Origin of the sequence: Corallococcus sp. EGB, from assembly GCF_019968905.1 — a bacterium.
Taxonomy (GTDB): domain Bacteria; phylum Myxococcota; class Myxococcia; order Myxococcales; family Myxococcaceae; genus Corallococcus.
In genome coordinates this window covers 710,878-732,807 of record NZ_CP079946.1, presented here as the reverse complement: position 1 = coordinate 732,807, position 21,930 = coordinate 710,878, and the positions used below count along the sequence as shown (strand labels likewise).

Annotated in this window: 15 protein-coding genes; 9 read left to right on the top strand and 6 right to left on the bottom strand. The window is 71.3% G+C overall.

Annotated elements, in window-relative coordinates:
• Position 1: 1 nt before the first annotated feature.
• The 5 genes from KYK13_RS03080 to KYK13_RS03060 form a co-directional block, all read right to left on the bottom strand.
• Complete coding sequence (locus tag KYK13_RS03080) at positions 2–718, bottom strand: hypothetical protein (RefSeq protein WP_223641818.1); 717 nt, start codon at positions 716–718, stop codon at positions 2–4.
• Positions 715–1,635: a hypothetical protein gene (locus KYK13_RS03075; RefSeq protein ID WP_223646503.1), complete on the bottom strand. Its 921-nt coding sequence runs from the start codon at positions 1,633–1,635 to the stop codon at positions 715–717. Before KYK13_RS03075 ends, KYK13_RS03080 begins: the two co-directional genes overlap by 4 nt.
• A 70-nt stretch (positions 1,636–1,705) precedes the next feature.
• Complete coding sequence (locus KYK13_RS03070) at positions 1,706–3,247, bottom strand: pilus assembly protein (protein ID WP_223641816.1); 1,542 nt, start codon at positions 3,245–3,247, stop codon at positions 1,706–1,708.
• Entirely contained in the window at positions 3,226–4,020 is a 795-nt protein-coding gene (locus KYK13_RS03065) for a TadE/TadG family type IV pilus assembly protein (RefSeq protein ID WP_223641814.1), read from the bottom strand. Before KYK13_RS03065 ends, KYK13_RS03070 begins: the two co-directional genes overlap by 22 nt.
• A gap of 101 nt (positions 4,021–4,121) precedes the next feature.
• Positions 4,122–7,169, bottom strand: coding sequence for a helicase-related protein (locus KYK13_RS03060; RefSeq protein ID WP_223641812.1), 3,048 nt, complete (start codon positions 7,167–7,169; stop codon positions 4,122–4,124).
• Positions 7,170–7,598: 429 nt separating this feature from the next.
• Here KYK13_RS03060 and KYK13_RS03055 point away from each other — a divergent pair, with 429 nt between their 5' ends.
• The 9 genes from KYK13_RS03055 (at position 7,599) to KYK13_RS03015 (ending at position 21,098) form a co-directional block, all read left to right on the top strand.
• Positions 7,599–9,368 carry an ATP-binding protein gene (locus KYK13_RS03055; protein ID WP_223641810.1) on the top strand — a complete coding sequence of 590 codons (1,770 nt, stop codon included), beginning with the start codon at positions 7,599–7,601 and terminating at the stop codon, positions 9,366–9,368.
• Between the two features lie 328 nt (positions 9,369–9,696).
• Positions 9,697–11,508: a cytochrome C gene (locus KYK13_RS03050; protein ID WP_223646501.1), complete on the top strand. Its 1,812-nt coding sequence runs from the start codon at positions 9,697–9,699 to the stop codon at positions 11,506–11,508.
• Positions 11,509–11,536: 28 nt separating this feature from the next.
• The gene (locus tag KYK13_RS03045; protein WP_223641809.1) at positions 11,537–12,700 is read left to right on the top strand and encodes an FIST signal transduction protein; all 1,164 of its coding nucleotides are present in this window, start codon (positions 11,537–11,539) and stop codon (positions 12,698–12,700) included.
• Positions 12,701–12,711: 11 nt separating this feature from the next.
• Entirely contained in the window at positions 12,712–15,675 is a 2,964-nt protein-coding gene (locus KYK13_RS03040; RefSeq protein WP_223641808.1) for a response regulator, read from the top strand.
• The gene (locus KYK13_RS03035; protein ID WP_143904099.1) at positions 15,668–16,087 is read left to right on the top strand and encodes a response regulator; all 420 of its coding nucleotides are present in this window, start codon (positions 15,668–15,670) and stop codon (positions 16,085–16,087) included. The genes KYK13_RS03040 and KYK13_RS03035 overlap by 8 nt, the downstream gene beginning before the upstream one ends.
• Positions 16,088–16,372: 285 nt before the next feature.
• Positions 16,373–17,956, top strand: a complete 1,584-nt coding sequence (locus KYK13_RS03030; RefSeq protein ID WP_223641807.1) for a tryptophan 2,3-dioxygenase family protein — start codon at positions 16,373–16,375, stop codon at positions 17,954–17,956.
• Positions 17,953–19,098 carry an aminotransferase class V-fold PLP-dependent enzyme gene (locus KYK13_RS03025; protein WP_223641806.1) on the top strand — a complete coding sequence of 382 codons (1,146 nt, stop codon included), beginning with the start codon at positions 17,953–17,955 and terminating at the stop codon, positions 19,096–19,098. The genes KYK13_RS03030 and KYK13_RS03025 overlap by 4 nt, the downstream gene beginning before the upstream one ends.
• Positions 19,095–20,141 carry a methyltransferase gene (locus KYK13_RS03020; RefSeq protein WP_223641805.1) on the top strand — a complete coding sequence of 349 codons (1,047 nt, stop codon included), beginning with the start codon at positions 19,095–19,097 and terminating at the stop codon, positions 20,139–20,141. Before KYK13_RS03025 ends, KYK13_RS03020 begins: the two co-directional genes overlap by 4 nt.
• A 165-nt stretch (positions 20,142–20,306) precedes the next feature.
• Positions 20,307–21,098, top strand: coding sequence for a dienelactone hydrolase family protein (locus KYK13_RS03015; RefSeq protein WP_223641804.1), 792 nt, complete (start codon positions 20,307–20,309; stop codon positions 21,096–21,098).
• Positions 21,099–21,107: 9 nt separating this feature from the next.
• Here the strand turns inward: KYK13_RS03015 and KYK13_RS03010 are convergent, their stop codons facing one another.
• Complete coding sequence (locus KYK13_RS03010; RefSeq protein ID WP_223641802.1) at positions 21,108–21,815, bottom strand: response regulator transcription factor; 708 nt, start codon at positions 21,813–21,815, stop codon at positions 21,108–21,110.
• Positions 21,816–21,930 lie beyond the last annotated feature (115 nt).

Sequence of the window (21,930 nt, the reverse complement as noted above, 5' to 3'; positions counted from 1 at the left end):
GTCAGCGCGCGCGCTGCTGATAGATGAGCACCACGCCGCGCTGGCCGTCCTTGGAGGGCTGGTGCGTGAGCCGCAGCTCCGCGCCGGCCCGCGAGTACAGGCCGGCCTCGTCGCCGCGCTTCCACCCGGCCTTCGCCAGGGCGTCGTCGTAGAAGGCGTCCACCTGCGGGCCCGTGAGCGGGGCCTCGAAGGTGAGCGTGCGCGACCCTTCCGCGTTCACGCGCAGCACGCCGTGGGCCTGCGGCGGCAGCGGCGCGAAGTCCCCCGCGGCCTCCGGCGGACGCGCGAGCGCGTGGTTGGCCTCCCCCAGGTACAGCGTGGTGGTGCCGTCCTGCTGCGGCATCATCACCACGGTGTAGGTGATGCGGCGGCGCGGATCCAACGCGGTGAGCATCACGGCGTTGTTCGCGTACTGCGCCTGCTCCTTGCCGGGCGGCACGTAGAGGCCACCGTCGCGGAACGCGTCCGCGAAGCGCTGCACCAGGTCGCGGATGTTCTCCTTCACGTGCACCGCGCGCAGCGCCACCGGGATGCCCCCCGCCTCCACGATGTCGCTGGACTCCACGTGGGCGATGACCTGGAGCCGGGGCCACGCGAAGCGCGGCGCGTCCGGCTGCGCGCCCGCGTCCGGCACGCCCGCGCCCGGGGCCTGGGCCCGGGCGGCCAGGCCCAGGAGCAACACCAGCGCCGCGCCCGCCACGCGCCCGGCCCGCGTCAATGCGGCACGCCTCCCAGCCATTTGTTGCGCCGGCCGTCGTTCCGGTAGTTGGGGGAGATGTTCTCCGCCTCGAAGGGGGTCGTCTCCCAGACGGTCTGGTTGGCCGCGTGCGAGCCGCCGATGTTCTGCTCGTAGTGGCTCTCCGCGCCGCGGAAGCTCATGAAGAACTGGTCCTCGTCCACGCCGCCCTGCGCGTCCACGCCCGCCATCAGCGCGCTGCCGGCGCTGCCGCCACCGCCGTTCTTCTGGTACACGCTCTTGGCCCACTCGTAGTAGTCCGCGTTCGCGCAGGTGGCGCCGGAGTTGATGCTGAGCGGGCACTCGCGGCCCTCCGCCACGCCGGCCAGGCCCCAGTCGTCCAGCAGCATGAAGAAGCGCCCGGTGCAGCGCCCGCCGGACGCGCGCCCGGCGGCGCACACGCGGAACGGGTCGGTGGCATTCCGGTGCGACACCTTGAAGAACTCCGGCTCCATGAACTTGCCGATCCGCTCCGCGCGCAGCGTGGTGAACGCCGTGCAGGAGATGCCGTCGGACTCGAGCTTCATGGACTGCCCCAGCGCCGCCGAGCCGGGGTCCGCGTCCTGCGGGCGGGTGCCCAGGATTCCGACGGGGCTGCCCGCGGGCCGCGTCGGCTCGCAGTCCACCTGGATGCGCGTGGCGCGCGCGAGCGCCTGCTGGAAGGTCATCGCGCCGCTTTGCTGGCTGGAGCGGCCGTCGAAGTCCTGGTAGCGCCCGGCGGCCTCCGACGACGCGAGGGCCTCCGCGTGGGGGCGCTGGAAGACGCCGGCCTGCGGGTTGTGCATCACGTGCCCGGTGGCCTCCCACAGCGCGAAGTTGGCGGCCTCCTGCACCTTGAGCGACAGCGCGCCCACCTCCGCGAAGTAGATGCCGAAGAGGAGGATGGTGACGAACACCATGGACCCGAGGGCCGTCTCGACGAGCGCCTGTCCCCGGCGCGCGGTGGAAGTGCGTGAGCCCCTGGCCACGTCAGTACCTCCCGCCCGTGCTGCTGCCGCCCCGGTAGCCGGCGTTGTCCAGCCGGCGCAGCGCGTCCGCGTGCTCGGTGAAGCCCGCCTGCTCCAGGCTGCGCGCGGGCTTGTCGTCGCGGGCGCCCTCGGTGCTCACCAGCGTGGCGCGCCAGAAGGGGTTGAGGAAGTTGGGCGGCTCCTCCCAGCCGCCGCCCACCGCCGCCGGCCGGGGCCGGTGGTAGTAGGCGATGCCCGCGGCCAGCGCCACCTGGTTGCGCTGCACGTCCTCGCGGCCGGTGGGCAGGATGCGGCCCAGCGGCGCGGAGTTGTCGAACTGCGTCTCCTGGTTGGCGAACTTGAAGGTGAACAGCAGGTTCCACGGATCCGGCCGGGCGCGGCGCTGGTCGCTGGCGTAGTCGCGCCGGAGCATCGCGTACAGCTTGGGCTGGCCGTAGTCGTTCTCGTCGGCGTTGCCGTGCAGGAGCCCCGCGTTGAAGCCCACGGAGTAGGGCCAGATGCCGGGGCACACCACGCAGGCGCCCAGCGTGTGGCGCTCATCCACGGTGGTGTTGTTCTCCGCGCCCTGGCCGGGCGGCGGCTTGTTCGCGCCGTAGACGTGCTGGTCCTCGTGGGACTGGCGCTCGTCGGACATCACCCACGCGTCCGTCGCCCCGGCGGCATAGGGGGTGCCATCCGGGCAGGTGCCCGTCACCGCGCGGCCGTGGTCGTGCGCCCACGAGTTGCGGCCGGAGATGGTCTGGTAGGTGGACGAGTCCATCGAGGACGCGCTGGGGTAGTGATGGAAGCCGGGGTTGTGCGCGGCGGCGCCCGAGCCGAAACCCGCGCTGCCGCTCGCCCGGTTGTGCACCCAGGTCCAGCCCAGGCTGCCCATGGTGGCATTCAACGTGACGGTGCCCTGGCCACCGCCCGTGGGCATCACCGCGCCGGAGGTGTCCGGCACGGTGCCGGTCTTCTCCTGCTGCATCAGGTCGTCGTAGCTGGTGCCGGAGGACGCGCCCCCGGACACCTCCGCCAGCGACTTGTTCGCGCCCTCGGGCGGGGCGCTGAGCTCCGGGTTGACCTCCTTGGCGATGAGGTTCGTGAGCCCCTGGTTCGCCAGGTGCGTGCCGATGAGCTGGTTGTACATGACCAGCTCCGCGCGGAACATGTCGCCCGCGCGCCCCTGCAGCTGCTGCACCTGCGTGGCCGCCGCCTGGTCCAGGGCGGACCACGCGGTCGCGGGCACGGGGCACGGGGACATCTGCCGCGCGGCGTACTGCTGGCTGCCGTAGCTGATCATCGACTGCGTGCCCGCCATCGCCACCATGTGGGCGATCTGGGCGCGGTTCATCACCGCGATGGCGTTGAACGTGCGCGCCGTGGAGACCGCCTGGCTGTAGGCCGCCGCGTCCGCGGCCATCTGGATCTCGACGCGCTCCTTGGCGCGCATGCCGAAGCCCAGCGTGCCCAGCACCATCAGCGTCAACAGGAGGAACGTCAGGCAGAAGAGCACCAGCGCCTGGCCGCGCGCGCGGGCCTTCAGAAGCCGTGCAGGCTGCATCCGGCACCTCCATTGAAGTTCGATGCCTTCACCGGGGTCATCATCCGCATGGCCGCGTGGACCTGGATGGGGAACAGGTAGTGGCCCTGCGCGTTCCAGCGCACCATCCGGGCCCCCAGGTCCCCGCCGGGCCAGTCATCCGGCCCCAGCTCCACGTCGGTGTCCGCCCACCAGTCGGACTTCTTCTGCGCCGGGTTGAGCGGGTTCGCGTCCGTGTAGTTGCGCAGGTGGAACTGCGCCAGGAACATGCGGCTCATCACCCAGTCCGCGAACGGGATGCGCATGTAGTACCAGGCCACCATGCGGATCTCGAGCGTGCGCCGCTGCAGCTCCACCGCGGAGTCCGTGGGCGCGTCGAACATCAGGTCCTCCTCGCCGAGGCTGCGCACCCAGCTGGTGTCCGGGGACTCGCGGACGATTTCCACCATGGGCCCTTCGGTGAAGAGCGCCCCCCGAGAGCCGCGCACGCGCAGGTAGTTGCGCTTGCGGTCTTCAAAGGCCTTGGCCAGCTGCGCGGGTGTGCGCGTGTGCTCCACCGTGGGCAGCATCGTCACCAGCGCCGCGTGCGTCATCGCCTCGCAGCTGCCGTGATTGAGGCTGCCCGCGCGCACCGCGCGGTACACCGCCACCTGCGCCAGGATGCGGCCCTGCAGCAGCATGAAGAGCTGCAGCGTGCCCAGCACCATGAACACCACGAGCGGCATGCACAGCGCCGCCTCCACCGCGGCCTGACCGGACTGGTGCTGCCGACGTTGGGGATGGGGAAGGGCCATGGGGGGAGGCTGCCTTCCTCCTAGATTCTCGATGATTGGGGAATCGGTCAAATGGCCGAAGTCCCGACAGGACCGATTCCATTGTTACACGACTGTTTGCCTCAGCGGTTGAGGGTGAACCCGCAGGCCGAGTCCAGCACCACCTTCGCCCCCGAGAGCGCCTGGAGCAGACGCTCATAGTGATGACGCTCCGCATCAACCTGGGCCTCCACCGCCTCCGGGGCGAGCCCCTGGTGGGAGAGGGACAGGCGCAGGCGGGCGGCGGCCGCGTCGCGCTCCGCCTCGATGGCGGCCCGGGCCTTCTGCGCGGCCCGGCCGAGCTCCGCCTCCGCGGCGCCCTGGGCCACGGGCAGCGCGGCCTCCACGAAGGCGCCGAAGCCGGGGAAGGCCTGGTGGACCTCGTCCCCCTTCAGGGCCTTCCCGTCCGCTTCCAGTGCGGACGATACGGAAGGGTCGGCCACGGGGCCCCGGGGGCCGTCCACCACGGCGACGGGCAGCAGGGTGCGCGTGAGGAAGCGGGCCAGCTGGCGGCTGGGCACGCGGGCGCCGGGCGAGGTGTCCTGGGGCTCCGGCAGCTGGACGTGGAAGAGCAGCTCCAGGCCGCGCGCGGGCTTCTTCACGCCGCGCTTCTCGATGTGGCGGAAGCCGCTGCGGCCATAGGGGCCGTCCTTGAGGAAGCCGAACAGCGCCTCCACCAGCGGGTGGCCGGTGGCGAAGTACTCCAGCTCCTCCGCCTCCACCGCGGTGTCGCGCCAGAAGGTGCCCAGCACGGTGCGGTCCTGCATCACGTCGATGCCGGGCAGGCCCTCGACGTTGAGCGCGTGGCCGAACTGGAAGGCCACCTGGAAGGCCTCCACCTGTTCGTCGGTGTCCACGCCGATGCCCACGCGGCGCGCCAGCTCCGTGACGGTCTCCTCCAGGCGCTCGTCCAGGTCGCGGGCCACGCTCCACAGCCCGTCCTCCAGCGGCGGCGCCTCCTCGTCGGAGTCCTCGTCCTCGGGCTCGTCCCCCATGCGCTCCTGCGCGCGGGCCACCAGCCGGGCCACGGCGGGCTTGTCGAAGCTGCGCACGTCCAGCAGCGGGTCGTACGCGCGCTTCACCTGCTCGCGCGCCGCCTCCACGCGGGCCTTCAGCTCCGCGGCGTACTCCACGCGCGCCTCGCGGGGCAGCAGGGCCAGGTCCGCGATGCGGTCCTCCACCTCCTCCAGCACCGCGTCCAGGCCGCCCACCGTCTCACCGAAGACGCCCACGGCGTCCGCCAGCAGCATCAGCACGTCCGACGCGAGCGTGCCCGCGGGGTCGAAGACGTGGATCTCCACCGGGTGCGTCTGCCCGATGCGGTCCAGGCGGCCAATGCGCTGCTCCACCGTGGAGGGGCTCCACGGCAGGTCGTAGTGCACCAGGTGGTGCGCGAACTGGAAGTTGCGGCCCTCGCCGCCCACCTCCGTGCACAGGAGCACCCGGGGCCCCTCCGGGTCGCGGAAGCGCGCCACCTGCCGGTCGCGCTCCACGAGCGGCAGGTCGCCGTGGTAGCCCAGCGCCTCCACGCCCTCGCGCGACAGCTCCGACTGGAGCGACTCCAGCGTGTCGCGGCTCTCCGTGAACACGAGCACCTTCGCGCGCGGCTCCGCCTTCCAGATGCCGCGCAGCACGCCCACGAACGCGAGGAGCTTCGCGTCACGGCCCGTCAGCTTGAGGTCCGCGCCCTTCAGCGCCGGGTTGGACCTCACCGCGCCCGCGAACGCCGCGGGGCTGGACTCCAGGCGGCGCAGCACGTTGGCCAGGGGCGCGCCGCGCAAGCTGCCCTTCGCCAGCGTGGCGAGCGCGGCATCGCGCGCCTTCAGCTCCTCCGGCGACAGCCGCACCGGGTGCCGGTGGAGCCTTCGCGTGGAGAAGCCGCCCACCACCGCGCGCCGGTTGCGCACCAGCCGGTCGGACAGGCTGTACGTCTCCGCCAGGTGCGCGAGCAGCGCCTCCTTCTCCTTCAGCGTCTGGAGCTTCGCGTCCTCCGGGAAGCGCTTCGCCAGCGCGGCCACGGCGGCCTTCGCGTCCTGGCCCTCCAGCAGCGCGCGCACCGCGGTGGACAGCTCCTCCTGGCGCTGGAGCCGCGCCTCGAAGCCCTTCACCGACGGCGCCGTCGCCGCGTCGATGAGGGTGAGCAGGCCGTGGTACTCCGCCGGATCCAACTGCATGGGCGTGGCGGTGAGCAGCAGCAGGCCCCACGAGTTCGCGGCCAGCCCCTTCGCGGCGGCGAAGGCCTTCTCGCCCTTCAGGTGGTGCGCCTCGTCGATGATGACCAGGTCCCAGAAGGCGTCCTCGGCGGCCACCTCTTCGCGGTGCTCGCGGGTGCGGCTGAGCAGCTCCAGGCTCGTCACCACCAGCGGGAAGCGCGCCCACGGGGAGACGTCCGGCGCCTCCTTGAGGGACTGCTCGTAGCGGTCCGAGTCCATCAGCGTGAAGAGCTGGTTGAACTTGTGGAACAGCTCCACCAGCCACTGCACGGTGAGGTGGCTGGGCGCCACCACCAGGCACCGCCGCGCCAGGCCCACCAGCCGGAGCGCGCTGAACACCATGCCCGCTTCAATCGTCTTGCCCAGGCCCACTTCGTCCGCGAGCACGAAGCGCGGACGGCGCGCGGACAGCACGCGCTGCACCACGCCCACCTGGTGCGGCTTCACCATCACCCGGCTGGCCAGCAGCGCGCCCAGCGCGTCGCCCCGGCGCTCGTCGTCCAGCACCAGCGCCTGCTTGCGCAGCATGAACGCCTTCGCGTCCCCCACCCGCCCGTCGCGCAGCGTGGACATGAGGTCGGAGCGCGGCGCCAGCGCGCGGACCTCCGACTCCGGCAGCTCGTCCTCCTCCCCCGTGTCGTCGAAGCGCACCACGTAGCGGCGCAGCCCGCGAGCGCCCGGCTCCTCGCCCAGGATGGTGGCCTTGCGCCCCCTGGGCGTCTGGATGGGCTCGCCCCTGGGCAGCGGGTACGGCACCAGCGCGCCACCGCGCGTGGACACCAGCACTGGCGCATCCTCGCGGGACGGGAAGGCGATGAGGGCCTTGGCCCCCTGCTCCTGCAGCGACACCAGATGTCCCACGCCCCATTCGGGCTGCGGGAGGTAGCGGACCTTCAGACCTTCGACGAGAGACGCCATATGCCGTGCAACACCCTGGTGACGAGGAGGGGGGCGCTCCATAACGCTCCAGCGCCCGGAAGGCCATTTCACGGGCACCACCCCTCCTTCCAACCCCTTGATTCCAGGCCCCGTTCCCAGAGAGCGCCGGGCCAACGTCCATCATCCGACAGCCCCGCCGCATCTGGCCCGCCAAGAACTTCCCATCCCCCTGGGTAGGGTCCAACATTTCGTGACAAACAGGTAAAAACAGGGTTATAGGATACCCTGCCCGACAGTGCGATGTCGCTCACCCCACCTTTTCGGTGATGTTGAGCGTCCTTCTGCACAGAAGCGCTCGGTGCCGTCGGGGGGGAGTGCCACATGCTGCGACGTTGGACCTTCGCTCAGCGGGTCGGGGCGGGTCGGTCCGTATGCCTTCTGGCCGGACTCATCCTGCTTGCCACCCTGGTGTCCACGGCCCACACGCTGACGGTGGAGGACGGGGCCTTCTTCCATCACGCCTCCGACATCCTCTCCGGCCTCTTGGGCCTGGGCGCCCTGGTCGCGCTGGTGATGGTGCTGCGCAACGCGCTGGGCCCCATGCACGCGGAGCGGCTGCAGAGCGAACAGCGGCTGCACCTGTTCATGGATGGCGTGAGCGACTACGCGCTGTGCTTCCTGGAGCCGGACGGAAAGGTGTCCTGCTGGAGCACGGGCGCGGAGCGGCTCACCGGCTGGACGTCCTCCGACATCGTGGGCCAGCACGTGGAGGTGCTGCACGTGCCGGACGTGGTGGCGCGCGGGATGCCCGCGTCCCACCGCGAGCGGGCCGCGCGCGAGCGGCGCCTCCAGTCCGAGGGCTGGCGGCTGCGCAAGGACGGCTCGCGCTTCTGGGCGGAGACGCTGCTCACCGCGCTGTACGCGGAGTGCGGCACGCTGCAGGGCTTCGCGGAGGTGACGCGCGACATCACCGAGCGCAAGCGCACCGAGCGCATGCAGGCGCTGCTCGCGGAGGCCGGCCGCGTGCTCCAGCCGCAGGCCGGCGCCAAGGAGCTGGCCGCCGCGCTCACCCGCCTGTGCGTGCCGGAGATCGCCGACGCGTGCGTGCTCTACCTGCCGGACGGCAGCGGCGACGTGCGCCCCGGCGCGGTGGCGTGCGCGGACGCGGCCACCCAGGCGCGGCTGTGGGAGCCGCTGATGCGCCGGCCGTCGCCGGAGGAGCCCGGCCCCGCGCGCGTCGTCCACACCGGCCGCGCCGAGCGCTTCGCGGAGGTGGACGCGGACCGGCTGCCGTCCTCCGTGAGCGGCAGCACCTGCGCGGAGCTGTGGCGCGCCCTGGGCGTGCGCTCCGCGCTGAGCGTGCCGCTCGTGGTGGATGACCGCGTGCTGGGCGCGCTGTGTCTGCTGTCCACCCGACCGCACCGCCACTACGGCGCGGTGGACCAGGCCTTCCTGGAGGAGCTGTCCGCGCGCGCCGCGCTGGCGCTGGACAACGCCCGCCTGATGGCGGCGACGCAGAACGCGCTGGAGCTCATCGGCGTGGCGGCGCACGACCTGGGCACCCCGCTGAGCTCGCTGCAGCTGCGCCTGCGCCGCATGCGCCTGCAGTGCGCGCCCGCGCACGGCGAGGACTCGCGCCTGCGCGAGGGCCTGCTCCTGGCCGAGGACGAGACGAAGCGCCTGGGCCAGCTGGTGCACAACCTGCTGGACCTGTCGCGGCTGTCCGGCGGCCGGCTGGTGCTCCAGTCGCAGTCCATGGACCTGGCGGAGCTGGCGCACGAGGTGGCCACCCGCCACGAGGACCAGGCCGCCGCCGCCGGCTGCGCCCTCACCGTCCACGCCCACACCGGCTCCACCGGCCGCTGGGACCGCCAGCGCCTGGACCGCGTCCTCACCAACCTGCTCAGCAACGCCCTCAAGTTCGGCCGGGGCCAGCCCGTGGAGGTGCGGGTGGATGTGGATGAGGGCACACACCGGGTCCGCATGTCGGTGCGGGACCACGGGGTCGGCATTCCCCCGGACGCCCAGCAGCGCCTGTTCACCCGCTTCGAGCGGGTCACGACGGACAGCCGCGCGCCGGGCTTCGGACTGGGCCTCTACATCGTCCGGCAGCTCGTGGAGGCCCACGGCGGCACCATCCGCGTCCACTCGCGGCCCGGAGAGGGCTCGGAGTTCACCGTCGAACTCCCGTTCACCCCGGAAGCACAGAAGGAGGTCCAAAACATGATTCGAGCCTGACCCTCCAGGGTGGGTTGCGCCCCACGCCCCCTTCCCATTCAGTCACCAACAAACCGGGTTCGCCTCTGAGTGGAATTATTCTCAGAAGTTGAATCGGTCTGTTGATTATGGATATTCTCCGTACGGCTAGAACTGTTCATTTCCGGTGAATGCCGGATTTGGACATGACCCCTCCGCCAGCGTCCCCCCGACGCCAGGGCACCCCGGGGTTCTTTGGCCGCGACGCTGCTCCGGCAGCCGTCCGCACATACGCGTTCGGAGGAGTCCCCTCATGGGTGGAACTTTCACGATTCGGGAGCGGTGTTCTCGTACTTCCCCCCGCCTGTTCATGGCGGGCCGCGCGAGCCTGGTGGCAACGCTGGCCAGCCTGACGGTGGCGTGCGGTGGTCCGGAGTCCGCGGAGGCGGTGGCCCCCTCCGTCCAGGAGCCGGAGCTGGCGGTCCAGGGCGAGGCGCTGTCGCTGGGAGACCTCCTGGGCGGCGGCAACGGCGGGTCGTCCTCCGCGCCGGTGGGCCTGGCGCTGGAGGTGGACAACGGCAAGGGCGTGCCCATCAAGGTGAAGGCGGGGCAGACCTTCTGGGTGAACCAGATTGACCTGCGCGCCTCCATCACCGCGTCCAAGGACGAGGGCGTGGACGGCCTGCGCCAGAACAGCGACTTCCTGGTCATTGGCTGGAACGGCGTGCGCCTGGCGGACCAGGAGTTCGTGGGCCTGGCCAACGCGGACGGCACCTTCACCCGCCGCCGCTTCTACCGGGACGCGGCATGGATGAAGGCGCCCAGCCTCTTCACGGTGGAGCCGGTGGACGCGCTCGGCCTGCTGACGGGCGCGCCGGTGCTGTTGAACATCGGCACGGACGACACCCGCCGCACGGAGACGGACGACTTCTTCATCCGCCGCATGCGCGCCATCCAGTGGACGCGCGACTGCCGCTCGCTCACGGACTGCGACGGCGCCCGGGCCTACGAGGAAGAGGCCCTGGTGGAGCTGCGCAACGCGTACGCCCACGCGAAGAAGCAGACCCTCACCTTCAACTCCCGCACGGTGGGGCTGCGCCTGCGCTGGAGCCTGCGCCCGTTCGCCCCGTACTACATCCCGGTCACCCAGGTCTCCAAGCCGGAGTACGACTACGGCTTCGCCATCGACATCAAGCCCCTGACGGCGCCCCGCAAGGACGGCACGTACGCCCCCGGGTCGGACGTCACCTTCCAGATGACCCTGAAGGACGGCAAGGGCAAGGCCCTGCACAAGCCCGGGCGCCTCCCAACCTACAATGAGGTCGCACCTCCGGGCGCTCCCGGCAGCCCGGCGGGGATCCAGTACTATCAGGCCTTCTTCAACCCCACGACGACCTACTATCGCCGCAAGCACCAGGAACGGATGATGATGACGCAGCTCATCGGGCCGGCGCAGGACATCCAGCCCATCCGGAGCATCGTCGACCTGGAGGCCTTCCTGGATGACTCGCAGGACGTGCAGACCATCGCCACTCCGGCGCGCGACGGCGTCTATGCGCAGTTCATGACCTTCCCCCCCGCCAACAAGCTCTTCGGCGGCGCCTTCTTCCCCACCGAGGGCCGCTGGGACGCCCCCGTGAGCGACACCTGGACCTACCACCTGCCCGCGGACGCGAAGCCCGGCACCTACCTGGTGACCGCCAAGGCGCGCCGCGCGTACATGGGCGAGGACCGGCCGGCGTCGCGCACCATCGAAATCCAGGTGGGGACGAAGACCCACACGGACGCGGTGCTGACCACGGGTCCGTGCAACACCTGCCACAGCAAGGGCGGCGAGCTGAGCGAGGTCCTGCATGCGAACGACAACCGCGCCGCGTGCGCGTCGTGCCATGCTCCGCTGGGCTTCGAACTGGAAGGTCCCATCTTCGTGCGCACGCACTTCATCCACTCGCGCTCCAACCGCTTCGACGCGCCCCTGGAGAAGTGCACTTCCTGCCACCTGAAGCAGGAGACCACGCAGCGCACCAGCAAGGCCGCCTGCCTGTCGTGCCACAAGAGCTACCCGGACAGCCACGTGGCGAAGTTCGGCCCCATCGAGAGCATGTACGTCGGCGGGGGCCGCGAGTCGTTCCAGCAGTGCACCGGCAGCTGCCACAAGACACACCCCGGCAGCGGCTTCTAGCCGCCGCCAGTTCGCACGGAGGTCCTCCATGGCGCATGTGAAGATGCAGACGGCTCGCTCCACCCTTACGGATCCGGTCGCCGTCGCGGAGGACCTCCTGCGCCAGTTGCACGGCCCCGCGCCGAAGCTGGTCACGCTGTTCGCGTCGCGGCAGCGCGACCAGCGCGCGCTCAACCGCGCGGTGCGCGAGCGGCTGCCCAAGGACACCCGGCTGGTGGGCGCCACCACCGCCGGCGAGCTGGACAACAACGGCATCCACGAGAACAGCGTGGTGCTGGGCGCGCTCTCCGGTGACTTCGAGGTGGGCCTGGGCCTGGGCTCAGGCCTGACCGGGGACGCCATCGCCGCGGGCGCCATGGCCATCAAGCGCGCGTGCGAGGAGCTGGGCGTGCGCCAGCAGGACCTGGACGCGCGCCGGTACGTGGGCCTCGTGATTGACGACGGCTTCCGCTACAAGAAGGAAGAGCTGCTGCTGGGCATCCTGGAGAAGAACCAGACCCTGGTGCTCGTGGGCGGCGGCGCCAGCGATTCAGAGACGGACCCCGCGCGCCAGTCCGCGCTCATCCACGTGGATGGTGAGGTCGCCGGCGACGGCGTGCTGGTGGCCCTGTTCAAGACGAACGCCCCCTGGGCCGCGCTGCGCTCGCACTGGTACGTGCCCACCGGCGAGCGGCTCACCATCACCAAGGTGGACGAGACGCACACGCGCGCCCTGGAGATCGACGGCAAGCCCGCCGCCCGCCGCTACGCGGACATCCTGGGCGTGGAGAACATCGCGGACCTGGAGTTCGGCCGGCCGGGCGGCTTCGCGCTGCGCCCCACCGCGCTCAAGGTGGGCCGCGAGTACTTCATCCGCGCCGCGTGGCGCCCCCTGGAGGACGGCTCCATCCTGTTCGCCAACCTCCTGGAGGAGGGCAGCGAGCTGGACCTGATGAAGGCCGGCGACCTGGCGGGCATGACGCGGGACTTCTTCCAGGAGGAGCTGCCCAGGCGGGTGCAGAACCCCCAGGCCGCCCTCCTGTTCCACTGCAGCGGACGCATGTGGTACGCGCAGGCCCAGGGTCAGATCCCGAAGCTCTCGGAATCCTTGAAACTTGCACCCTCCGCGGCTGGGATGAATGTGCAATTCGAGATCTACTCGGGCTTCCACATCAACACCACGCTGACCGTGCTCGCGTTCGGCTCCAACTAAGTCACCAGACCATGGCCCAGCATCCGTTCGACGTGGCCCACGCCGAAGCGCCTCTTGGTTACACCCTGTCCCTGCTCCTGGTGGGAAGCGAGCGTGAGACGCGCGCCATGCGCGACGCGCTGGAGAAGGAGGACATCCTCTCCATGCTCACGCTGGAGCCCGTCACCACGGCCGAGGCCCTGGAGGCGGCGCTGGAGCGCCCCTGGGCGCTGGTGCTGGTGGGCTCCGAGCTGCCGGGCATGGGCTGGGAGGCGGTGCAGGCCGCCTGGGTGAAGCGCGGCCGCGAGACGGCCTTCGTGGTGAGCGCGCCCTCCTGGAGCGAGGACACGCTGGGCGCGGTGATGCGCGCCGGCGCGCGCGACTACGTCACGGAAGACCGCTACGGCCACCTGCCCTTCGTGGTGGCGCGCGAGCTGCGCCTGCACGCCGAGCGCGCCCAGCACCAGATGACGGGCGTGGAGCTCAAGCGCACCAACTACCTGCTCAGCAACATCATCGACGCGCTGCCCTTCGTGCTGTTCGTGAAGGACGCGGAGACGCGCCGGCTGGTGGTGGTGAACAAGACGTTCGCGGACGCCTTCAAGGTCACCAAGGAGTGGTTGCTGGGGAAGCTGGACCACGACTACTTCCCGCCGGAGCAGGCGGACTCGTTCATCGCCATCGACACCGAAATCCTCGAGACGCGCCGGATGAAGACGTTCGAGGAGGTGGCCCGCGCGGACGGCGTGGACCGCATCTTCGCCACGCGCAAGATTCCGCTGCTGGATGACCAGGGCGTCGCGCGCTTCGTGATGGGCGTCACGGAGGACATCACCGAGCGCAAGAACAACGAGGCGGCCCTGCGCGCCTCCAAGGATGAGCTGGAGGCCGCCAACAAGCAGCTGGCCGCCAGCCTGGAGGAGATCAAGAAGACGCGCGCGGTGTCCGCCCGCTCCCTGGCGAGCTATCAGCAGCGCGCGCTCCAGATGGAGATCATCCGCCAGCAGAACGAGGACCTGGACCGGCTGGCCCAGGAGCTCTCCGTCGCCAAGCGCAACGAGGAGGAGCGCGCCCGCGAGGCGGAGGGCGCCGTGCGGCTCAAGAGCGAGTTCCTGGCGAACTTCAGCCACGAAATCCGCACGCCGCTCAACGGCATCATCGGCTACTGCGACCTGCTCATGCGCGAGGAGGGCGGCCGCCTGACGCCGCACGGCCGGCGCGACCTCAACGTGGTGAAGACGAACGCCAAGACGCTGCTGGCGCTCATCAACGACATCCTGGACCTGTCCAAGATTGAAGCGGGCCGCGTGGAGGTCGTCACCGAGCCGGTGGACGTGCAGGAGCTGGCCGACGAGTGCATGGCCACCGTGAAGGAGTACCTGAAGGGCAAGGACGTGGCCCTCACGGTGAACGTGGACAGCGAGGCGAAGGAGATCCGCACCGACGCGCTGAAGCTGCGGCAGATCATGCTCAACCTCCTGAGCAACGCGGCCAAGTTCACGGACACGGGTGAGGTCGCGCTCACGGTGGTGCCCGCGGGCGGCGGCGAGCTCTTGATGACGGTGGAGGACACCGGCGTGGGCATCCCGTCGGATCAGCTCCCCTTCATCTTCGAGAAGTTCCGCCAGGTGGACGGCACCACCACGCGCAAGGTGGGCGGCACGGGACTGGGCCTGGCCATCGTGCGCGAGCTGACGCGCGTGCTGGGCGGCACGGTGGACGTGAAGAGCACGCTGGGCCGCGGCTCCACCTTCACGGTGCGGCTGCCGGACGTGCTGGCGAAGACGGTGGGCGCGGACAGCCCGCACGCCACGGAGCGCCTGGTGCCCTTCCACGACGTGGCCCAGCGGCTGGCGCCCATGGCGCGGCCGGGCAGCACGGTGCTGGTGGTGGACGACGACGTGCTCATCCAGCAGCTCGTCACCGGCCAGCTGGAGCCCGCGGGCTTCAAGGTGGTGGCGGCGAATGATGGCATCGCCGCGCTGAAGCTGGCCCGCGAGGTGAAGCCGCAGGCCATCCTGCTGGACATCCACCTGCCGCGCATGGACGGCTGGTCCGTCTTGAGCCAGCTGAAGAGCGACCCCGCGCTGGCGCCCATCCCGGTCATCCTGGTGTCGGTGGAGGAGCAGCGCGCGCGCGGCTTCAGCCTGGGCGCGTGCGAGTACCTGGTGAAGCCGGTGGAGCCGGAGCGGCTGGTGGAGGTGGTGCAGAAGAGCCTGGCCTCCGCGGGCACGGCCGCCACGGGCGACGTGCTGGTGGTGGACGACGACGCGGCCACGCGCGAGCTGGTCAGCCGCAACCTGCGCCGCGCGGGCTTCTCCACCAACGAGGCGCGCAACGGCGAGGACGCGCTGCTCAAGGCGCGCGTGTCGCCGCCGTCGCTGGTGGTGCTGGACCTGATGATGCCGAACCTGGACGGCTTCGAGGTCCTGCGCCGGCTGCGCGCGGAGAAGCTCTCCGTGCCGGTGGTGGTGCTCACCGGCAAGACGCTGTCTCCAGACGAAGAGGCGCTCCTGCGCGACGGCTTCGCCGGCTTCGTGCGCAAGGGCGGCACCGCGCTGGAGGACGTCATCTCGCAGGCCAAGGGGCTGCTCATGTCCCAGCGGGCTGCCAGCGCGGGCAAGCTGCCCCGCGTGCTGTACGTGGAGGACAGCGAGCAGAACCGCGACATCGTCCGCCGCTACCTGGGCGGGCTGTATGACCTCATCGAGGCGGAGGACGGCGAGCAGGGGCTGGAGCGCGCCCGCAACGACGCGCCGGACCTCATCCTCATGGACCTGTCCCTGCCGCGGCTCGACGGCTGGGAAGTCACCCGCAGGCTCCGCGCGTTGCCGGATGGGCAGAATGTGCCCGTCATCGCCGTCACGGCGCACGCGGGTCGCGAGTACCAGGACAAGGCGCATGCGGCCGGCTGCACGGCCTACATGACCAAGCCCCTGGACCGCGATCAGCTCATCGAGACGATTCGTCAGTACCTAGGGAGAAGCCATGGCTGAAGCAAAACCGCGCGTCCTGGTGGTGGACGACGATCCGGACCTGCTCGACCTCGTGCAGCGTTCGCTGAGCGCGTACGGGTTCGACGTGCAGACCCATACGTCCGCGCTGGGCGTGTCCAACATCGTGCGCGCCTCCGAGCCGGACTTCGTGCTCATCGACGTGAACTTCCCCGCCCTCAAGGGGGACAAGGTCGTGGGCCTGGCGCGCCAGTACGCCCCCCCGGGCACCCGCTTCATCCTCTACTCCGCCTCGGACGAGGCCAAGCTGCGCTCGCTGGCCATCGCCTCCGGCGCGGACGGCTACATCTCCAAGAGCGTCCAGGGCGCGGACCTGGCCCAGAAGCTCAACGCCATGCGGCTGAAGCCGCGCCCGGCGTCGCCCAACCGGAATCCCTCGCCGGTTGAGAGCTGACCCCTCCTGGGGGTGAGTCCGACCCCTCGGACTCCCCCACCCTCCGGTCGGATGGGAATCTCAAAAATCGATAACCCGCAAGCCCGGTATGACTTGAAGTTCACCAAAAGGGCTGTAAGGTAGTCGCTTCTAGAGATTTACGCGCTCACTGTTCTTTCGGGACTGGGGCGCGCTTCACCCACCACGAACTGCCTGCGTCCCCCCGGAGGCACCTTGCACACGTCCACTGATTACAGTCACGCGGAAAAGCTTAAGCAGGAGCTGACTCAACCGCTGTTCAACGTGATGTTGAAGAAGTGGGTGGGCAAGGGGGAGCTGGATTACGAGCGGTACCTGCACACGGGCACCCTGCTGTCGCTGCAGTCGCCGGAAGGGGAGCTGGTGTCCCATGACGAGCTGATGTTCCAGATCGTCCACCAGTCGCAGGAGCTGTACCTGAAGCTGGCGTCGCGGGAGATGGTGGAGGTGGTGGCGGAGCTGGACCGCGACGCGCTGTGGGCGGTGTCCGCGCGCCTGGTGCGGGTGCAGAAGATCCTCTCCAGCATCAGCGCGGAGATGTCCATCCTGGAGACGATGACCCCGGCCGAGTACCAGGTCATCCGCCGCAGCCTGGGCAACGGCAGCGGGCAGGAGTCGCCGGGCTACAACACGCTTCGCCACGCGGCGGACGGGTTGGAGTCCGCGATGGAGCGGATGCTGGCGCGCCGCGGGCTGACGCTGTTCCAGGTCTATTCGGCTGGGGGGCCGAAGGACCTGCAGCACGTCTGCGAGCAGCTGGTGACGGTGGATGAGTGCTTCCAGGGGTGGCTGTACGCGCACTACCAGCTGGTGCGCCGGACGATTGGCATCGACCGGACGGTGAAGGCGCTGGACGGGCTGCCGTCCCAGGTGCTGCAGGCGCGGATGAACCTGCCGCTGTTCCGCGCGCTGTGGGACGTGCGCGTGGAGCTGACCGCGGGCTGGAAGCGCGAGGGTGGCTACGCGCCGGGTGAGTCGCGCACCGGCGGCGGCTGCCCGATGGCCGCCATCAACGCGATGAACGACGCGGCGATGAACGCGCCCGTGGCGCAGGCGGCGCCCATGGCCCACGCGGCCGTGGCCCAGGCGCAGGCGGCGAACGCGGCCGTGGCCCAGGCGCATCACGTGCCCGTGGCGGCGTACGCGCAGCATGCCGCGGCGGTGGCGCACGCGGCCCCGGCCCAGGCGCAAGAGGCGCGCACCGGCGGCGGCTGCCCGATGCACGCGATGAACGGACAGCACGCCCCGGCGGCGCATGCGCCCATGGCGCACGCTCCGGTGGCCCACGCGGCGGCGGCGCACTCGCCCGCGCCCCACGCGGCGGCGGTGCACGCTTCGGCGGCGCACTCGCCCGCGCCCCACGCGCACTCCGCTGCGGCCCACGCGGCCCCGGCCCATGCTTCGGACGCGCATGCGGCGACGGTGCACGCCCCGGCGGCCCATGCGGCCACGGCTCACGCGCATGAGGCTCGCGCCGGCGGCTGCCCGATGCACGCGCAGCATGCCCCGGCGGCCCATGCGGCCACGGTGCACGCACCGCATGCCCTGGTGGCGCACGCACAGCCGGCTCCGGTGATCCACGCCCCGCACGCGGCGCCCCATGCTCCGACGGCGCACGCGGCCCACGCTCCGGTGCCTCACGCTCCGGCACCGCATGCGGCGCTCCATGCTCCGACGGCGCACGCGGCCCACGCTCCGGTGCCTCACGCTCCGGCACCGCATGCGGCGGCGGCTCCCGCGCCGGTGGCGCACGCGGCCCATGCTCCGGCGCCGCATGGGCCGCACACGCATCCGCACGCCGCGCACGCGCTGGCATACGCCCACGCCCAGGAGCTGCGGAGCCAGTCGTGAGCGACGCGGCACTCCCGGGAGCCCTGCGCGCGGAGTACCCGCTGCTCCAGACCTGCACGTACCTCAACAGCAACTCCACCGGGGCGCTGCCCCGGGCCGTGGAGGGCGTGCTGGCGCAGTACTGGGGGACGATGCGCGCGTGGCGCGATGACACCTGGGACTCTTGGCTGTCCCAGATGCAGGCGTACGCGGACGGCGTGGCGGACCTCATCGGCGCGCCGGCCGGCTCCGTGGCGCTGGACACCAACCTGAGCGCGCACCTGTCGCGCCTGGCCTCGTGCCTGGACTTCACCGGAGAGCGCCGCCGCGTCGTCATCACCGACCTGGAGTTCCCCACGGTGCCCTTCATCTGGAAGGGCTTCGCGCGCTACGGGGCGGAGCTGGTCGTCGTCCCGTCGAAGGACGGCCGCGTGGACGAGGCCGCGCTGGAGGCGGCCATCGACGCGCGCACCCTCATCGTCTGCGTCGCCCACGGCGCCTTCGCCACCGGCGCCGTGCTGGACCTGGCGCGCATCGCGAAGGCGGCGCACGCGGCCGGGGCCCTCATCGCCACGGACGCGTACCAGACCGTGGGCACCGTCCCCATCGACGTGCGCGCGCTCGACGTGGACTTCCTCATGGGCGGCGCGCACAAGTGGCTGGGCGGCTCCGAGGCCGCGTTCCTGTACGTGCGCCCGGGGCTCCTGCCCGCGCTCCGTCCCGCCGTCACCGGGTGGCTGGCCGGAGCTTCGCCGCTCGGCTTCCAGCAGACGACGGACTACGCGCCGGATGCGCGGCGGATGATGGGCGGCACGCCCGCGCCGCTCATGGTGCTGCTGTCCCGGCCCGGGCTGGAGCTGCTCAAGGGCGTGGGCATCCAGGCCGTGCGCGAGCACTCGCTGAAGCTCACCGACCGGCTGATGGCGCGCGCGGACGCGGCGGGCCTCCGCGTGGTGACCCCGCGCGAGCCGCACCAGCGCGGCGGCGTGGTGGCGCTGGGCTTCCCCGGCGACGCGCAGGTGACCCAGCGGCTGGTGGCGCGCGGCTTCATCTGCAGCCACCGCGGCTACCTGCGCGCCGCGCCGCACTTCTACAATACGCCCGAGGAAGTGGACGCCTTCATGGACGCGCTCCTCGAAGAGCAGCGCAAGGAGGTCGCATGAGCAGCCCGATGCCTCCCTTCACGCGTGAGGCGCCGTCGCCCCGCGCCCTCCTGCACCTGCTGTTCAACGGCGCCCGCGCGATGGACGTCGTGGAGACGGCGCTGAAGCTGGGCCTGCTGGACGCGCTGGAGCCCGGCCCCGTGACGCTGGGAGAACTGGCCACGAAGCACGGCCTGGTCCCCAAGCGGCTCTACAAGTTCCTCGACTGCCTGGAGAGCCTGGGACTGGTGCAGCGCGAGCAGACCTGCGACGCGCTGGAGGCGGCGCGCTACCGCGGCGCGCCCGGCCTGCGCGCGGCGGCGGAAGCCGTGCTCGGCCCGGGGTCGCTGGAGCGCGACCGCGAGAAGTACGACTGGAGGGCCCTGCATGGCCGGCTGCCGGAGACGCTGCACGGCCAGCACTCCATGTCCGCCGCGTCGTTCGACTGGCCTCCGCGCACGCCCGAACAGGTGGAGGGCTTCGAGGCCAGCATGGCCGCGGGCCTGGGCCCCATCCTGGAGACGTTCCGCGCGCACGCGGGCGCCCTGTGGCCTTCCGAGGCCCGGCTGCTCGACGTGGGCGGCGGGGACGGCACGCTCGCGGAAGCCCTGCTGCGCCAGCACCCGTCGCTCTCCGTGGACGTCTACAACCTGCCCGCCACGGAAGCCCTCGTCGCGCGCACGCGCGAGCGCGCGGGCCTCTCCGCCGGACGGCTGGGCTTCGTGGGCGGCGACTTCCTGAAGGAGCCGCTGCCCCGGGGCTACGACGCGCTGTCCTTCGTGCGCGTGCTGCATGACTGGCCCGCGGAGGTGGCGCGGTCGCTGATGCAGGCGGCCTTCACCGCCCTGCCCTCCGGCGGACGCGTGCTCATCTGCGAGGAGTTCCGCACCCCGGAGCGGCTGGCGGCCCAGTTCTTCTGGTCCTACTTCCTCATCGGCGTGGACACGTGCGTGAGCCGGCTGCGCGAGGTGGAGTTCTACCTGGAGGCGCTCACCGCCGCGGGCTTCACGCACGCGCACGTGCTCCCCGGCCCCTTCGAGTTGGTGGTCGCCACGAAGCCCTGACGTCCCGGCGGCCGGCCCCCACCCCAGGCGTCCTCCCCTGTCCCGCGGGCCTGTCCTACGCTGGACACCCGGCACCTTGCGGCAGGTCACACCGGAAGGGGCCGTGGCCAGACTGTGACTCAGCCGGACGCTGTAATCAGCCAAACGCAGACGGGAGGAGCCTGTATGCCAGGTCCCCGGTCACGAACGGGGTTGAAGGCGGTGGGGCAGGACCACGAGTGGGAGGAGGCGCGGGAGTCGCAGGCGCAACGTGGTGTCAGACCGGCGTCGCGCACGCATCTGGAGCGCGAGGTGCAGGTGCCGGTCGATGATTCCGTCCTCGTCCGAGGGCGGCTGGCGGTGCCCGCGGGGGCCCGGGGCGTGGTGGTGCTGGCGCGCGGCAGCGACAGCAGCCTCCAGAGTCCACGGCTCGCGCAGACCGCGAGCCTGTTCCAGGCGATGGGGCTGGGCACCCTGCTGATGGACCTGCTGACCCGCGAGGAGATGGAGGAGCGCCGCACGCGGCAGCTGCGCTTCAACGTGGGCCTGTTGGGCATGCGCATGGCGGGCGCGGCGCGGTGGCTCCAGCGCGAGCCCCTCACCTCGGGCCTGCGCGTGGGCTACTTCGGCGCGCACACCGGCGCGGGCGCGGCGCTGGCGGCCGCGGCCTTCCGGCCCGACCAGGTGGAGGCCGTCGTGTCGCGCGGCGGACGCCCGGACCTGGCAGGCGCGGTGCTGCCGAAGGTGCAGGCCCCCACCCTGCTCCTGGTGGGCGGCGCGGACACGCTGGGCCTGGACATCAACCACCGGGCCCATGAAGCGCTCCGCGCCGACAAGCGCATGGCCATCATCCCGGGCGCCACCCACCACTTCGAGGAGGAGTCGGAGCTGGAGCAGGTGGCCGCGCTCGCCGGGGAGTGGTTCCTCCAGCACCTGGGCGCCCCCCGGGACGACGCGGAAGCAACCGCGTCGCCCTGAGCAGGCGCGTCAGGCCAGCACGGGGCGGGGTACGCCCAGCTCGCACGCCATCACCGCGAGCTGGGCGCGGTTCTCCGGCCCCAGCTTGCGGTAGATGCTCGTGAGGTGGGCCTTCACCGTGCGCTCGGTGATGCCCAGGTGCGCGGCGATCTTCAGGTTGTCCGCGCCGGCCGCCACGTAGCCCAGCACCTCCCGCTCACGAAGGGTCAGCCGCGACAGCGCGGAGGCCGGCACCTGGAGGTCCTCCAGGTGCATGACGTTGGCGTGGAGCATGTCCACGGGCAAGAGCCGCTCGCCCCGGGCCACGCGCCCCACCGCGCGCACCACGTCGTCACACCCCACGTTGAGCTTGCACAGGTAGCCCGCCGCTCCCGCCTGGAAGCAGCGCTCCACCACCTCCGGCTCGTGGTGCCCGGACAGCACCAGCGCGCGCACCTGCGGGTGGAAGTCATGCAGGTACTTCAGCGCGTTGAGTCCGGCCTCCGGTCCTTCGCTGCCCATGGGGGCATCGCGGCTCAAGTTCTCCAGCTGCAGGTCCACCACGGCGACGTCGGGCGCGGCCGCGCGCATGTTGGACAGGAACGAGCTCGCTTCCGCGCACCGGGCCACCACCTTCATCCCCGCGTGTTCGAGCAGGGCCACCAGGCTCTCGCGGAACACCTGCTGATCCTCCAGCAGCGCCACGCGGATCTCCCGCCCCGTTGAGTTCAGCTCCATGGATGACACCCTTGCCTTCCCAACAGCTGGCCATCACCCCCTGGGAAGGATGATCCACGGTACGCCATCCGCACGGCCCCTTTGAAGTGACACCTGTCTCCACCGGCCAGGGAAG